16 protein-coding genes are annotated in these 14,629 nt (G+C 65.6%); 6 read left to right on the forward strand and 10 right to left on the reverse strand.

Translation table 11 applies throughout. The features are described 5' to 3' along the window. Positions 1 to 136 precede the first annotated feature (136 nt). The 7 genes from G4Z14_RS10980 to G4Z14_RS11010 form a co-directional block, all read right to left on the reverse strand. The gene (locus G4Z14_RS10980; protein WP_164625653.1) at positions 137 to 451 is read right to left on the reverse strand and encodes a MocE family 2Fe-2S type ferredoxin; all 315 of its coding nucleotides are present in this window, start codon (positions 449 to 451) and stop codon (positions 137 to 139) included. 60 nt (positions 452 to 511) lie between these two features. Beyond that, positions 512 to 1,453 carry a substrate-binding domain-containing protein gene (locus G4Z14_RS10985; protein ID WP_164625654.1) on the reverse strand — a complete coding sequence of 314 codons (942 nt, stop codon included), beginning with the start codon at positions 1,451 to 1,453 and terminating at the stop codon, positions 512 to 514. A 91-nt stretch (positions 1,454 to 1,544) separates the two neighbouring features. Next, complete coding sequence (locus G4Z14_RS10990; protein WP_164625656.1) at positions 1,545 to 2,549, reverse strand: sterol desaturase family protein; 1,005 nt, start codon at positions 2,547 to 2,549, stop codon at positions 1,545 to 1,547. A gap of 247 nt (positions 2,550 to 2,796) precedes the next feature. After that, positions 2,797 to 3,771, reverse strand: a complete 975-nt coding sequence (locus G4Z14_RS10995) for a LacI family DNA-binding transcriptional regulator (RefSeq protein ID WP_164626062.1) — start codon at positions 3,769 to 3,771, stop codon at positions 2,797 to 2,799. Between the two features lie 82 nt (positions 3,772 to 3,853). Continuing rightward, positions 3,854 to 4,645: a 3-methyl-2-oxobutanoate hydroxymethyltransferase gene (locus tag G4Z14_RS11000; RefSeq protein WP_164625658.1), complete on the reverse strand. Its 792-nt coding sequence runs from the start codon at positions 4,643 to 4,645 to the stop codon at positions 3,854 to 3,856. A 239-nt stretch (positions 4,646 to 4,884) separates the two neighbouring features. Further along, positions 4,885 to 5,688 (reverse strand): trypsin-like serine peptidase, encoded by an 804-nt coding sequence (locus G4Z14_RS11005; protein ID WP_164625660.1) that lies wholly within the window; start codon positions 5,686 to 5,688, stop codon positions 4,885 to 4,887. Between the two features lie 68 nt (positions 5,689 to 5,756). Further along, positions 5,757 to 6,311 (reverse strand): YqgE/AlgH family protein, encoded by a 555-nt coding sequence (locus G4Z14_RS11010; protein WP_164625662.1) that lies wholly within the window; start codon positions 6,309 to 6,311, stop codon positions 5,757 to 5,759. A 128-nt stretch (positions 6,312 to 6,439) separates the two neighbouring features. Between G4Z14_RS11010 and G4Z14_RS11015 the strand changes: the two genes are divergently transcribed. Further along, positions 6,440 to 7,234, forward strand: a complete 795-nt coding sequence (locus G4Z14_RS11015) for a protein-disulfide reductase DsbD domain-containing protein (protein WP_164625663.1) — start codon at positions 6,440 to 6,442, stop codon at positions 7,232 to 7,234. Positions 7,235 to 7,257: 23 nt separating this feature from the next. On the opposite strand, the gene G4Z14_RS11020 is transcribed toward G4Z14_RS11015, so the two are convergent. Beyond that, entirely contained in the window at positions 7,258 to 8,064 is an 807-nt protein-coding gene (locus G4Z14_RS11020) for a uracil-DNA glycosylase (protein WP_227751670.1), read from the reverse strand. 84 nt (positions 8,065 to 8,148) lie between these two features. Between G4Z14_RS11020 and G4Z14_RS11025 the strand changes: the two genes are divergently transcribed. The 4 genes from G4Z14_RS11025 to plsY all read left to right on the forward strand — a co-directional run bounded on the left by G4Z14_RS11025 (position 8,149) and on the right by plsY (position 11,643). Then, on the forward strand, positions 8,149 to 9,114 hold the full coding sequence (locus G4Z14_RS11025; protein ID WP_164625665.1) for an aspartate carbamoyltransferase catalytic subunit: 966 nt from the start codon (positions 8,149 to 8,151) through the stop codon (positions 9,112 to 9,114). A 24-nt stretch (positions 9,115 to 9,138) separates the two neighbouring features. Continuing rightward, complete coding sequence (locus G4Z14_RS11030; RefSeq protein ID WP_227751671.1) at positions 9,139 to 9,591, forward strand: hypothetical protein; 453 nt, start codon at positions 9,139 to 9,141, stop codon at positions 9,589 to 9,591. A 171-nt stretch (positions 9,592 to 9,762) separates the two neighbouring features. Further along, a complete protein-coding gene (gene pyrC, locus G4Z14_RS11035) occupies positions 9,763 to 11,031 on the forward strand; it encodes a dihydroorotase (RefSeq protein WP_164625667.1) in 1,269 nt (422 codons plus the stop codon). Then, on the forward strand, positions 11,032 to 11,643 hold the full coding sequence (gene plsY / locus G4Z14_RS11040) for a glycerol-3-phosphate 1-O-acyltransferase PlsY (protein WP_164625669.1): 612 nt from the start codon (positions 11,032 to 11,034) through the stop codon (positions 11,641 to 11,643). Between the two features lie 15 nt (positions 11,644 to 11,658). Here plsY and G4Z14_RS11045 read toward each other — a convergent pair whose 3' ends face one another. Next, complete coding sequence (locus tag G4Z14_RS11045; RefSeq protein ID WP_164625671.1) at positions 11,659 to 13,005, reverse strand: glutamate--cysteine ligase; 1,347 nt, start codon at positions 13,003 to 13,005, stop codon at positions 11,659 to 11,661. Between the two features lie 167 nt (positions 13,006 to 13,172). Beyond that, on the reverse strand, positions 13,173 to 13,775 hold the full coding sequence (locus G4Z14_RS11050) for a response regulator transcription factor (RefSeq protein WP_164625673.1): 603 nt from the start codon (positions 13,773 to 13,775) through the stop codon (positions 13,173 to 13,175). Positions 13,776 to 14,108: 333 nt separating this feature from the next. Here G4Z14_RS11050 and G4Z14_RS11055 point away from each other — a divergent pair, with 333 nt between their 5' ends. Then, complete coding sequence (locus G4Z14_RS11055) at positions 14,109 to 14,627, forward strand: molybdopterin-dependent oxidoreductase (protein WP_227751672.1); 519 nt, start codon at positions 14,109 to 14,111, stop codon at positions 14,625 to 14,627. Positions 14,628 to 14,629: the final 2 nt, after the last annotated feature.

Consider the following 14,629-nt stretch of genomic DNA (forward strand, 5'->3'; position numbering starts at 1 on the left):
CCCCCCTGCAGCCGGTTCAGCACCTCGAAGATCACCACCATGATCACCAGCGCCAAAGCCACATTCCACTCCGCAGCCCGCGCCCGACGCGCAGGATCATATCTTAGGCCGCCAAGCCCGTGGGTCGAAACCTCTGTCATGCCAGTCGCACCTTGATCCGGCCGTCTTCGGCCCGCGCCTCATAGGTGCGCAGGTTGACGCAGGCGGGCAGGCGCCGGGCCTCGCCGGTGCGCACGTCGAAGACGCCGGAATGCTTCGGGCATTCGATTTCGTAATCCATCAGCAGGCCCTCAGACAGATGCACCGCCTCATGCGTGCAATGGCCGTCGGAGCAGAACACCTCCTCGCCCGTCATGCGGTAGATCGCGAAGCTGCGCCCGGCATGGTCGAACCGGCGCACGCTCTCTTCCTCGATGTCCTCAAGCCCGCAGGCGTCGATCCAGTCGGTCATGTCCTTGTCCTTCCATGGAAAGGCCCGGGCGGGGGGAGAACCCGCCCGGGCTGTGGCGGCTCAGTTCTTGCCGATGTAGTCGGCCATGTTGGCCGGGGTCACCAGCTCGAAGGGGATATAGGTGACACGGTCCACCTCTTCGCCCTTGACCAGCTTCAGCGCCACATCGAGACCGCCGCCGCCTTGCGCCTTGGCATTCTGGAACACCGTCACGTCCAGATCGCCCGCCTGCATGAATTGCAGCGCATCGGCCGTGGCATCGACGCCCACGACGACGACATCCTCCATCGGGATATTCGCGGCCTTCAGCGCAAGGATCGCACCGAGCGCGCTTTCGTCATTGTTGGCAAAGACCACATCGGGTGCCGCCCCGCTCGAGAGCCAGTTGGTCATCAGAGTCTGCGCCCCGTCGCGCGACCATTCCGAAGACTGCTTGTCATGGATCTTGATGAAGTTGCACATGTCGGTGCCGACAATGTCCTCGACATCCTTGGTGCGTTGCAGCGCCGCCTGATGCGACAGCGAACCCATGATGATGTAACCGCCGGCGCCGTTCGACTTCAGCTGCCCGCGCAGGATCTTGCAGGCCTCGAAGGCGCCAAGCGTGCCGCTCTCGATTTCGTTCGAGCCGACATAGACCTGCTTGGCGGGCAGGGCGGCGATGTCCTGCGGTTCAAGGTTCACGAAGACCAGCGGCACGCCCGCGGCATCGGCGGCCGCCGTGATGGCGGGCGAGGCCGCGGTATCGACCAGGGTGACGATGATGGCATCGACTCCGCTTGCGATGAAATTGTTGATCTGGTCAAGCTGCTTGGCGCCGTCGTTCTGCGCGTCTTCGATCTGCACCTCGACGCCGACTTCGCCGGCCCGCGCCTCAATCCCCTGCCGCAGCAGGGTCTGGAAGTTGTTGTCAAAGTTCACGATCGAAACGCCGATCTTTTCGGCATGCGCCGCCCCGGCAAACAGCGCCAGTGTGCAGCAGGTAAGTGCAAGTTTCTTCATGGTTTCCTCCCTCATGGTCTTGCAGTTTCAGACAAACCTTTCGCGGGGCATCCCTTCGGGGGCGCCGCAGGTCTGGCTTTTCGGTGGGTCGTCAGGCCTTGGCGTTGGCCTTGGCTTTGGTCTTCTGGTAGCGCGCGTTCATCGCCGCATCGCCCGCCTTGGTGCCGTCGTGCCAGGTGCCGAACCAGCGGTCCAAGGGGATCAGGCCATCGCCGTAATTCACCTCGAAATACTTGTGGTGCAGGTAATGGGCGAAGGCGTGGCTATCGACGGCGCTGTCTTCGGTCACTTCCAGCTTGTCGAACCCGATATGGCCGACCACGGCGCCAAAGCCCGCAAAGTGCAGCTGGTAGATGGCCAACAGCGGATGCGAGGGGATGATGAAGTGATAGGCGGCGGTGGCGAAGTACAGCAGGTGCTCGACCGGATGCATCGACAAGGACGACCAGGGCGACGGGTTGACCGAGTTGTGATGCACCGAATGCACCCACTTATACAGAAACGGCATGTGGATCAGGCGGTGGATGCAAAAGAAGTGAAACTCATGGATCACCGGCAGCAGCAGCCAGAGTGCAAAAAGGTAAAGCGGATGGTCCATCAGACTGACCCAGGGGCCGATGTCATTGGCCCAGGCCCACAGCACCAGCACCTCCCACGCGGTCCAGATCGGCACGCCGGTGCCAAAGCCGCGGATCAGGCTGTCGATGTTCTGGCTGCCGAACATGAAGGCGCTGGATTTATGCTCGGATGGCCATTTCGCATTGTATTTGAACCGGGAGCCTTGGGCGCGGCGGATGTAGAGATGCACCTCGAAGGCGCCATAGAACAGGGCGACGGCAATGCAGTTGATGGCGAAAAGCCACAGCACCCAACCCCAGTCAAGGCTTTGCATCGTCGCCTTTTTCGGCACCACCCAGACCCACCACGCCGCGGCGGAGGCCGCCCAGATCAGGTTCCACGGCAGGAAATATTGCGGTAGCCATTTCAACAGCGCCAGCGGTTTCGGCGGCAGGGAAAACAGGGGGGCGTGGACCAGCGGCTCGTTCGGCGTCCAGTTGCCGCGTTTGTCCCTTGTGCCGAACTGCGTGTCGTCCATCTGGCTTTCCCCTCTCCGCGGCCCGTTCTTCATCGGGACGAGCTATGGGAAATGGTGTCGTGCGTTCCAAAAAATGACGCAAGTGGAATGTTCATTCCATCGGTGGAATTGCCTCAGGATGCATCACGCCTCGCGGGGCGGGCGTATGTTCCGGCGCATGCTCTCGGCGCAAGAGGCAAACTGAGCGGCCTTGATTGCTGGCCCGCGCCGGGCCGTCCGCCGCGATTCGCCCCGGCTGCGGTGGCGGTCAGGTGGTGGTGCTGAAATCCGGCATGTTGAAGCGGGTGTAGATGCCGAAGCTGCGCAGTCTCGGCGGCTGCGCCCCGTCGGGGCCGCGCGCCATCGCGCAACGCAGCGCCGCGTCGAGCATGTCCGACGGGTCACCGGAAATGGCGAAATCCAGGGCCCCCGATTGCAGAAGTGGCATGGTCACCGGGTTCACCTCATGCCCGACGACCAGCATGTCCGACACCCGGCCCGCGCCGCGCAGCGCTTCGACCATGCCGGCATTGCCGCCTCCGACGTTGTAGATCGCCCCCAGCGCCGGGTGCCGCGCCAGAAGGTCCGCCACCGCCCTGCGCGTCAGGTCGGCGCTGTCCTCGCCCTGCACCTCGGCCGAGATGATGACCTTCGGGAAATGCGCGCGCAGACCGGTGCGAAAGCCGATCTCGCGGTCCTCATGGCAGCGAAAGGCCGGGCTGCCCAGCACAACTCCAACTGTAGTTGGCCGATCGCCCAGCATCCGCCCGATCAAAAAGGCCGCCGTCTGCCCTGCCGCGCGGTCGTCCAGCCCGACAAAGGCATCGCGCGCCATGGGCGAAAGGTCGGACACCATGGCGATGATCCGCTTGCCCCTGGCGCGGGCGTTGGCCAGCACGGACACCAGCCGGTCGCTGTTCTTGGCCGTCACGATCAGGGGCCGCGCAAGGTCTTTGCACAGGCCCTCGACACAGCGCAGCACCGCTGCTTCGTCCGCCATATGCAGGTCGTGAAAGGCCCCGAGCGCGCCGCTGGCGGTAAAGGCGGCGCGAACCTGCCCCATCATGCCGCGGCCGACGCGCAGGACAAGGTCGGCCTGCGGCGGGCCGGAGGGCGGCTGGGTGTCCGGCGCGGAAAGGCGCTGCAGCGTTTCCTCGACCACGCTGCGGGTGCGGTCATGCACCCGGCCCCGGTTGTTCAGAACCCGGTCAACCGTCGCCCGCGACAGACCGGTTTCACGCATGATTTCGGCAACTGTGACGCGACGCATGGCTTGATCCGGAAGGAGATAACCCGGTCAGGATGCCTCATTCCGCGGCAATGTGTCAAATCCGCTCTGCGGCTCGGGCAAAGGCCTCGGCTTCTGCCGCTTCCATCCAGATTTCGTGCCGGCGCTCGGGATAGCCTGCGCGCTCCACATCAGCGGCGAAGTCCCGGAAGGCCGCGACGCGCGCGGCCTGCAACTCTGCCTCCAGCAGGGCGAAATCGGCATAGCGCTTGGAATGGCGGGGATAATGGCCGGTGTTGCTGCCCAGCACGTCGCAGGAAAACAGATACTGGGTGTCGCAGACCGCGCCGCAGCCCATGCCCATCGTCAGCATCGGGGTGGTGCGGGTGATGTGATCGGCCAGTTGCACCGGCACCACCTCGACCTCCAGACAGGCGGCGCCGGCGTTCTCGATGTCTTTTGCCTTGCGCAGGACTTGCAGGGCCTCGTCCGCTTTGCGGCCGATGGCGCGAAACCCGGTCCAGGCGGCAAGGTTGGGCACCAGCCCGACATGGCCGGTGACCGGAATCCCTTCGCGCGCCATGGCTTCGATGAAGCGCGATGAGTGGGAACTGTAGATCGCATCCGCACCCCGGCGCAGCGCGTCGAAGGCCAGACGCAGGGCCTCGTCCGGGGTGGCCGCCGCGCCATGCGGCATACCTGCCGAAATGAAGGCCGACGGGGCCGCGGCGCGGACCGCCGCGAGCGTGTGATCCGCCTCGCAGGACAGGATCACGATCCCTGCGGCCTCTGCCGCTGCCGCCTCTGCCGCGCTGTCGACATGCAGTTGCACCCATTTGCGCTTGCCCTTCGCGGCCAGCAGGTCATGCACATTGGTCTTTGCGGTCATTGTCGCGCTCCTTGGGGCAGGTCGGGGGGGCAGGTCGGGAGCATCCGGCCTGCCGCTGCAAGGCAACGCTGGCAAGAAGAAACGCAAAGCGCCGCGCCGCGTTGCATCTTCCTGCGTCTTGTAGTCCGGCCTTGCCGGTTCGGGGGCCGGACGCGCGGTGTGGATTTGCGGCAAAATGAGACGTCCGCCAGTGCTGCCAACCCGGCGATTCGCCAGTTGACCGGCGCCGCGCCTGCCGCTCAGGGCTTGACGAATTTCGCTCCGCCGGTCTGACCGCCGGACAGGACGCGCACGGAACCGGCGGTCACACGGGCGGTGGCGGGGCCAGCCGCCAGCTCGGCCTGCAACTCTTCGATGCGGCCGGTCAGGACCGAGCCCAGCGCCACGCGCTTGCCTTCGACATCGGCCTTGGCCGAAACGACGGAAACGATCTTCATCTCGCCATTGCGCAGGGCAAAGATCGGCGCACCGGAGGAGCCGAAATCGACATCGCAGGAAAACACCACGATCTGCGGCGCGCGGTCCAGCACATGGCAGGTTTCCTGAAGGGACGGCGCCTCGGCCCGGTCCTGGGCATAGGACACCACCCCCACCGTATCCCCCAGCGCGGGGCGGGTATCGGTGGCAAAGGGGGTGATCTGTGGCAGGCGGATCGGTTGGTCAAGCGCGACCAGCGCCAGATCATAGGCCACGCGATCCAGACTTTCGGCCCCGGCAAAGATGTATTCGGGATGCGCGACCGAAGCGCGCACGCCGCGATAGGCCTCGGCCCGGCCATTGCGCCAGCCGGCAAGGAACTGGATGTCGCGGTCGGCAATCCGTGCGCCGGTTTCCTTGTCGAACAGACAATGTGCCGCCGTCAGCACCAGATCGGGCGCAATCAGCGCCCCCGTGCAAAAGCCGCGCATCCCCAGGTCCAGCCTGCCGACGGCCTGCCAGTCATGCCCGGCATCCGAGGTTTCCAGACTGACAAGCCGGCTTTCTTCGGCCTGGACGGGCAAAGACAGCAGAAGCGAAAAGGCAAGGGCAAAGACAGGGCGCATGAGAGGGGAGATTTGCCTGAGTTTTCCTTCTGACTAGCGGCCGATTGCGGCAATTTTCGGGCAAGCCCTCAGGCCCGCCCGGCCGCCCCGGACAGGCTGAGCGGGTCGATCCCCATGCCTCGCAAGGCGCCGACCCATTTGCCGGTGTCATCCTCGGCAAAGACCAGCCCGGCATCGGCTTCGGAGGTCAGCCAGTCGTTGCGGGCAATCTCGCTTTCCAGCTGCCCCGGACCCCAGCCGGAATAGCCAAGCGCCAGCAGCGCCCGGTGCGGGCCTTCGCCGCGCGCCAGCGCCTCCAGCACATCGAGCGTCGCAGTCATCCCGAAGCCGCCCTCGATCTTCATCGTCGCGGCCCCGCCCCGGTAATCCCGGCTGTGCAGCACAAAACCGCGGCCACGTTCGACCGGGCCGCCGAAATGCACGGCAATGTCGCGGCCATCCGGCGCGCGCAGGATGTTCAGATGGTCCAGCAGGCCCGCGAAGGTGACTTCCTCGACCGGCTTGTTGACGATGATGCCCATGGCCCCTTCGTCGCTGTGGGCGCAGACCAGAATGACGCTTTTTTCAAAGCGCGGATCGCCCATGCCGGGCATCGCCACCAGAAACTTGCCTGTCAGGTCCATCGAATCGACGCCCCTTTCCCTGATCTCAGTGTGAGCCTGCGGCGCTTTCGCCTCAAGTCCCGTTTTGTTGCATGGGCTTGACCGGAACGTGATTTCCCTTGGACCTGCGGTTGCCTATTTTACAGGGCATGAAAACCGCGTCCCTTCTTCTGTTTCTGGCCAGCGCCGCGCCTCTTGCGGCGATGACGCAGGATGAGGTGTTGCAGGCAAGCCTGCTGCCCGGCTGGCGCATGGAAAGCGGGCATCACATGGCGGGCCTGTCCTTCGTTCTGGCGCCGGGGTGGAAGACCTATTGGCGCCGCCCCGGCGAGGCCGGCATTCCGCCCGAGTTCGACTGGTCCGGGTCAGAGAACGTCGCCTCGGTGCGGGTACATTGGCCAAGCCCGGTGATGTTTCATACCAACGGCATGCAGACCGTGGGCTACAAGGGTGGCGTGGTCTTGCCGCTGGAGGTGCAACCCAAGGTGCCGGGGGCGCCGATGCATCTGAAGGCCCGCATCAGCATGGGCATCTGCAAGGACATCTGCATGCCGGCGCAAGTCACGGTTTCTGCCGATCTGGCTGCGCCGGGGGCGGAAAGCGACGGCATCCGCGCCGCGCTGAAGGCGCGTCCGGCCAGTGGCGGCGGGGCGGGGGTGGGCCGGGTGTCCTGTGCGGTGGAGCCGATTGCCGACGGGTTGCGGCTGACCGCGACAGTCGAGATCGCGGCGCGCGGCGGCGAGGAGGCCGTGGTGATCGAACCCGGCGATCCGTCGATCTGGGTCTCGGACAGCCAGACGCTGCGGCAGGGCGGGGTTCTGACCTCGGTGAGCGAAATGGTTGCCTCCAGCGGCGCGCCCTTTGCGCTGGACCGTTCGGCCTTGCGGCTGACGGTTCTGGGCGGTGACAGCGCGGTCGAGATCGACGGCTGTCCGGCACCCTGAGGCGTTCTCCGACCTTCAGGGGGTCAGCCGTTCGCCCGCAGATGGGCTTGCAACGACAAAAGGTCAGCCCAGGCCTCGCGCTTGGCGATCGGGTTGCGCAAGAGATAGGCCGGGTGGACCATGGGCAACAGCGGCCGGTCCAGCGCCTTGGTCCATGTGCCGTGCGCGCGCATGATGCCCTTGTGCCCGGTCAGCGCGAACAAGGGCGTGTTGCCCATGACCACGATCACATCCGGGTCCATCAGGGCGATATGGCGTTCGACAAAGGGGCGCATCATCGCCACTTCCGCCGGTTCCGGGTCGCGGTTGCCGGGCGGGCGCCAGGGCATGACATTGGTGATGTAAAGCGCGGCTCCCGCATCGGGAGCGGTGCGGGCAAGGCCGATGGCGGCGAACATCCGGTCCAGAAGCTGCCCGGCGCGGCCGACAAAGGGGCGACCTTCGATGTCCTCCTCGCGCCCCGGCGCTTCGCCAAGGATCAGTACGCGGGCTGCCGGATTGCCATCGGCAAAGACGGTGTTGCGCGCGCCCTTCTTCAGATCGCAGAGGTCAAAGGCGGAGAGTGCCTCGCGCAGCGCCTCAAGGCTGGTGGCGCGGGCGGCAATCCCGCGGGCGGCCTCGACCGGATCGACCTGCGGGGCGTCCTGCATCACGGGGGCCGGCGCACGGGGGGCCACGGCCGGAGGGGCGGCGGGCCGGTTGGTTTCCGGCAGCTCGTAACGGTCAATCGCCGTGTCGCCGATCACCTCGTCGACGCCCAGATCGACCTGCCACGCCAGCGCCGCCAGCGCTGCATGCCAATCGCCCGCGATCTCTTGCCCGATTCCCATGGGCAAGACCCTAGGCTCTGGCCTTGCGCCCCACAACCCGGCTTTCTATAAGCCCCCGAACAGCTGCCAATCCGGGGGATCTCGATGACCACCTTCCGCGCCCGCCACCTTCTTGGCATCGAGCAGCTTTCCCCGCAGGAAATCACTACGGTCCTTGATCTGGCCGACCGCTATGTCGATCTGAACCGCCGCACAGTGAAACAGTCCGACGCGCTGGCGGGGCTAACGCAGATCAACATGTTCTTCGAGAACTCCACCCGGACGCAGGCCAGTTTCGAGCTGGCGGGCAAGCGGCTGGGCGCTGACGTGATGAACATGTCGGTGGCCTCGTCGAGCGTGAAGAAGGGTGAGACGCTGATCGACACCGCGATGACGCTGAACGCCATGCACCCGGATCTTCTGGTGGTGCGGCACGGGGCCTCGGGCGCGGTGAACCTGCTGGCGCAGAAGGTCGATTGCGCGGTGCTGAACGCCGGCGACGGGCGGCACGAACACCCGACGCAGGCGCTTCTTGATGCGCTGACTATCCGCCGCGCCAAGGGCCGCATCCAGCGCCTGACTGTGGCGATCTGCGGCGACATCGCGCATTCCCGCGTGGCGCGGTCGAACCTGATCCTCTTGAACAAGATGGAAAACCGCATCCGCCTGATTGCACCCCCCACCCTGATGCCCTCGGGCGTCGGCGAGTTCGGCTGCGAGCTTTTCGACGACATGCGCAAGGGGCTGGAAGGTGCCGACGTGGTGATGATGCTGCGGCTTCAGAAGGAGCGGATGGACGGCGGCTTCATCCCCTCCGAGCGCGAATATTACCACCGCTACGGGCTGGATGCCGAAAAGCTGTCCTTCGCCAAGCCGGACGCCATCGTCATGCATCCCGGCCCGATGAACCGGGGTGTGGAGATCGACGGCGAGATTGCCGACGACATCAACCGCAGCGTCATTCAGGAACAGGTGGAGATGGGCGTCGCCGTCCGAATGGCCTGCATGGACCTTCTGGCCCGCAACCTGCGCGCCGAACGGGGCGCCAAGGCGGCGGGGGTGATGGCGTGATGCGGTCGGGCAGCGAGGCGCGGCATGTCTGAGATCAGCCGCGACCCGATCCTTGGCCGCGAGGTGCATCTCGGCCCCGGCGAAACGCTGGTGGCGGTGTTCCGGCCCGATGCCGGCACCTATTGGCGGTCGAATGGCATCATGGCGCTCCTTGCCGGAGCCGCTGCCGGAGCGGCGCTGGCTTATGGCGGCAATCCGGCGCCATGGGTTGGCCCGGTTGCCGCCGTGCTGGCGATCGGTCTGCGCGCGGCCTATCTGAAATCCGAAGTTCTGGCCGAGGAGTGGAAGCTGACCAGCCGCCGCCTGATCGGACCGGGCGGCCGTGTCGCGCCGCTCTCCAGTCTGAAACAGGTGCGCGCCTTCTTCGGAGCGGTGCAGCTGGTCACGGCGGCGGGGGACAAGCATCTGATGAAGTATCAGGCCGACACGGCGGCAACGATCGCCGCCATCGACAGGGCGAGGGGCGCGCGCAAATGACGCCCGATCCCGACCGCAAGCCCACGAAGCAGGAAATGCGCGCAGGCGGCATGGTGGCCGCCGCCGTGCTGGTCTTTCTCGCGCTGTTCACCCTTGGCATCGTGCTGTTGAGCTAGCCATGATCCCGCACCGCCACACCGGCCAGCGCCGCGACTTGAAGAAGGGCAAAGCATGACCACCCATTTCGAAAACGCCCGCCTGATCGACCCCGAGGCCGGAACCGACAGCCTTGGCAGCCTGACCGTGGATCAGGGCCGGATCGTCGCGCTGAACGGGCCGGCGCCGAAAGGAGCGACGGTGACAGACTGCGGCGGTGCCTGCCTTGCCCCCGGCATCGTCGACTGGGGTGTGAAAATCGGCGAGCCGGGCGAGCGGCACCGCGAAAGCTTCCGCTCGGCGGGGCTCGCCGCGGCGGCGGGCGGCGTGACGACGATCATTGCCCGCCCCGATACCGCGCCCGCCATCGACACCCCCGAAACGCTGGAATTCGTCACCCGCCGCGCCGGCGAGGCCCCGGTGCGCATCCGCCACATGGCGGCGCTGACCAAGGGCCGGGCGGGCCGCGAAATGACCGAGATCGGCTTTCTGCTGGATGCCGGGGCCATTGCCTTTTCTGATGTGTTCCATGTGGCGGAAAACACCAAGGCGCTGTCGCGGGCGATGACTTATGCCCGGTCCTTGGGCGCGCTGATCGTCGGCCACCCGCAGGAGCCGGGGCTGTCGGCAGGCGCGGCGACCACCTCGGGCAAGTTCGCCTCGCTGAAAGGCCTGCCGGGCGTGTCGCCGATGGCCGAGCGCATCGGGCTGGACCGCGATCTCGGGCTGGTGGAGATGACCGGCGCGCGCTGGCATGTCGACCAGATCACCACGACGCGCAGCTTGGCCTCGCTGGCGCGGGCCAAGGCCATGGGGCTGGACGTGACGGCGGGGATCTCGATCCACCACCTGACGCTGAACGAGTTCGACGTCGGCGATTATCGCACCTTCTTCAAGTTCACGCCGCCCCTGCGGTCGGAGGAGGACCGGCTGGCCATGGTGCAGGCGGTGGCCGACGGGGTGATCGACGTGATCGGCAGTTTCCACACCCCGGCGGACGAGGAATCCAAACGCCTGCCCTTCGAGGAAGCGGCCTCGGGCGCCGTGGGCCTGCAAACCCTGCTTCCGGCGGCGCTGCGGCTTTACCATGCCGGACAGCTCGACCTGCCGACGCTGTTCCGCGCGCTCAGCTTCAACCCCGCCCGTCGTCTGGGCCTGCCGCAAGGCCGGCTGGCCGAAGGCGCACCCGCCGATCTGGTGCTGTTCAACCCCGACACGCCCTTTGTGCTGGACCGCTTCGCGCTGGCGTCCAAGTCGAAGAACACGCCGTTTGACGGGGCGCGGATGGAGGGTAAGGTGCTGGCCACCTATGTCGCAGGCTCTCTGGTTCATGAGGCGCGCTGAATGCCGGAAATCGCTACCTCTCCCGTCCTGCTGATCCTTGCCGGTCTCTGCGGCTATCTGCTCGGCTCGGTACCCTTCGGCCTTGTCATCACCCGTGCGCTGGGGCTGGGCGATCTGCGCGCCATCGGCTCGGGCAACATCGGCGCGACCAATGTGCTGCGCACCGGCCACAAGGGCGCGGCGCTGGCGACGCTGGTGCTGGATGCCGGCAAGGGCGCGGTCGCGGTCTTGATCGCGCGCTGCCTTGTCGGGGAAGATGCCGCGCAACTGGCCGGCGGCATGGCGTTTCTGGGCCATCTTTTCCCGGTCTGGCTGGGCTTCAAGGGCGGCAAGGGCGTGGCGACCTTCCTCGGCACGCTTCTGGCACTTGCTTGGCCGGTCGGGCTGGCGGCCTGCGCCACTTGGCTGGTGGCGGCCCTGATCACCCGGATTTCCTCGGCCTCGGCGCTGATCGCGGCGGCGCTGTCGGGCCTGTGGTGCTTTGTCTTTGGCCGCGGCGACGTGCTGATCCTGACCTTCGCGCTGACGGTGCTGGTCTATGTCCGGCACTGGCCGAACCTCAAGCGCATCAAGGCCGGAACCGAGCCGAAGATCGGGCACAAGAAGGGCTGAGCCGAAGCGGCGGCCTTACAGGCTCGCCGCCTCGTAGATGCGCGACAGGTCGCCGCCCCAGTCACCCTTGTAAAGCTCCAGCCAGCGGTCGGCCTGCACCTTGCCCGATTTCAGCGAGGCGACGAGCGGGGCGAGATATTTCTCCTCGCCGAGACCCCGCGCGGCAAGGCCGGCGTGCGACAGGCCGACGGCGGCGCGGGCGAGATCGGCCAGTTTCACGCCATTCGCCTCGCCATCCAGCGCTGCGACCGAGGCCGCGACCCGCAGCCCCTCGCGGGTTTCGGCGTCAAAGCCCTTGACCAGATCCCAGGCGGCATCCAGCGCAGTCTGGTCATACATCAGCCCGACCCAGAAGGCCGGCAGGGCGTTGATATGGGCCTGATCGCCGCAATCGGCGCCACGCATCTCGATGAACTTCTTGACTCGGGCCTCGGGGAAGACCGTGGTCATGTGGTCGGCCCAGTCGGACAGCGTCGGTTTTTCGCCCGGCAGCGCGGGCAGCTTGCCGGCCAGGAAATCGCGGAAACTTTGTCCCAGGGCATTGATATACTTGCCATCGCGGAACACGAAATACATCGGCACGTCCAGCACCCAGTCGACATAGCGCTGAAAGCCCATGCCCGGCTCAAAGGCGAAGGGCAGCATGCCAGTACGGCTGGCATCCAGATCGCGCCAGATGCGCGAGCGCCAGGACTTGTGGCTGTTCACCTTGCCGTCAAAAAACGGCGAGGAGGCGAATAGCGCGGTCGCCGCCGGCTGCAAGGCCAGCGCCACGCGCAGCTTCTGCACCATGTCCGCCTCGGACGAAAAGTCGAGGTTCACCTGCGTCGTCGAGGTGCGGTACATCATCTGCGTGCCGTGGGTGCCGACGCGGCCCATGTAATCGGTCATCAGCCGGTAGCGGCCCTTGGGCATCACTGGCATGGCGTCATGGCCCCATTCCGGCGCGGCACCGATCCCCATGAAGCGGATGCCAAGCGGGCCGGCGATGCTGGCCACCTCGTCAAGGTGGATCTGCAACTCGGCGGCGACCTCGTGCATGGTGATCAGGGGGGCGCCCGACAGCTCGAACTGCCCGCCCGGTTCCAGGCTGATGTTGGCGCCATTGCGGGTCAGGCCGATGACATTGTCGCCCTCGCGCAGCGGGGCCCAGCCGAAGCGAGATTCAAGCGCCTGAAACAGAACGGAAATCGAGGCGTCGCCACTGTAGGGCAATGGCGCGCGGCTGCCCGCAAGCCAGCCGAATTTCTCATGTTCGGTGCCGATGCGCCATTGCTCCTTGGGCTTGCAACCCGAGGCCATGTATTCTGCCAACTGCTCGAACCGCTCGATCGGGCCGCCACCGGACTGGGGAATGGACATTTGCGGGTCTCATCGTTTCATTGCGCTTCGGGCGCCTAGACCTGTCGCCGATTGCGCGCCAAGTCAAGGCGCGCTGGCGGCGCGACGCATCAATGTTTGTGCGCAAATGCACGAAAAGCGGTGGAAAACGCCGCGCTCCGCTGTCCGGGTCCTGTCGGAATTCCGGCCTAGCAAAGCCCCAGGGTCCTGGCGATCATGGCCGCGTGGGTGCGGTTTCTGGCGCCCAGCTTGCGGCTCATGGTCTTGACGTGCAGCTTGACGGTGACTTCCTGCAAATCGTGGTCGCGGGCGATTTCCTTGTTCGACTTGCCCGCGCAGACGCCGCGCACCATGTCAAGCTCGCGCGGGGAAAGGGCTGCGACGCCTGGGCCGGGTTCCTGATTGAAAAAGCCGAACGGCGTATAGACCTCGCCGGCCAGCATGAAATGAACGGCGGCCAGCATGGACTTCGACCCGAGGGTTTTCGGCACGAATCCGACTGCACCGCTGGCAATCGCCTCTTCCGCGATTTCCGGTGTCGCCGTGCCGGACATGATGGCCACCGACTGGCCCCCATTGGCCAGCGCCATCTTTTCAAGACCGTTCAGCCCGTTCATGCCGGGCATGTTGTAGTCGAGCAGCACCAGATCGAAACTGCCCGATGCAGCCGCGGCCGCAACGGCCTCGTCCAGCGAGGCGACGGTCTCGACCTCGGGAAAGCCTTCGGCCACGAGAAAGGCCGCGATGGTTTCGCGAACCAGGCCGTGATCGTCTGCGACAAGAATCCGCATCCTTCCGTTCCGCTCCATCTTTTGGCCATCCGACGTGGCTGCGGCCTCGGGAGGGTGGGTGCTTTTGACGCCGTCAGGTAGAAAGAGTGACATAGTTTTCTTCCAATGGTGTCATTATCTTGACAGAAGGCGCAGAATTCTGTCGCTAAATTGCGGGGTGATGCCCCGCGGAGACAGGATCTGTGCGAATAACTGACTCGGGCGGTGAATGTCGATCGTGAACAAGGCGCATGTGAACTATACCAAAGCGTGAGACACTAGGCCAAAGATTAGATGACCGACTGCACGAGGATGTGTAAACCGATGCGCGACCTGCGAACCAGGAGAGTCTGCATGAGGCCCGCTTCAGTTTCCCGTCTGGTCATGGCGCTTGCGATTGGCGGCCTTCTGGCCGGCCCGGTTGCCGCCGAAGGGCTGGCGCGGCCCGAGGGCGAAGTTTTCCTCACGGTTTCCGGCGACCTGGCAACAACCAATGCCCCCGAGATGGCCCTGTTCGATTCCGCGCTGCTGGCAAGTCTTGGTCCGGTGGAAATAAGGACCAGCACGATCTGGACAGAGGGGGTCCACAGCTTTACCGGCATTCCCCTGAAGGCGCTGACCGATGCGCTGGGCGTTGTCGGCGGCACGTTGCGGATGTCGGCCATCAACGACTACATGGTGGAGGTGCCGGTTTCGGATGCCATCGACGAAGGCCCGATCCTTGCCTATGAAATGGATGGCAAGCCCATGTCGGTACGCGACAAGGGACCGCTCTGGCTGATCTATCCGTTCGACAGCAATTCCGACTACCGCAGCGAAGTCTATTACTCGCGCAGCATCTGGCAGCTTGACCGTATCGAGGCCGTGAACTGAGC

Source organism: Tabrizicola oligotrophica (assembly GCF_011008935.1).
Classification (GTDB): domain Bacteria; phylum Pseudomonadota; class Alphaproteobacteria; order Rhodobacterales; family Rhodobacteraceae; genus Tabrizicola_A; species Tabrizicola_A oligotrophica.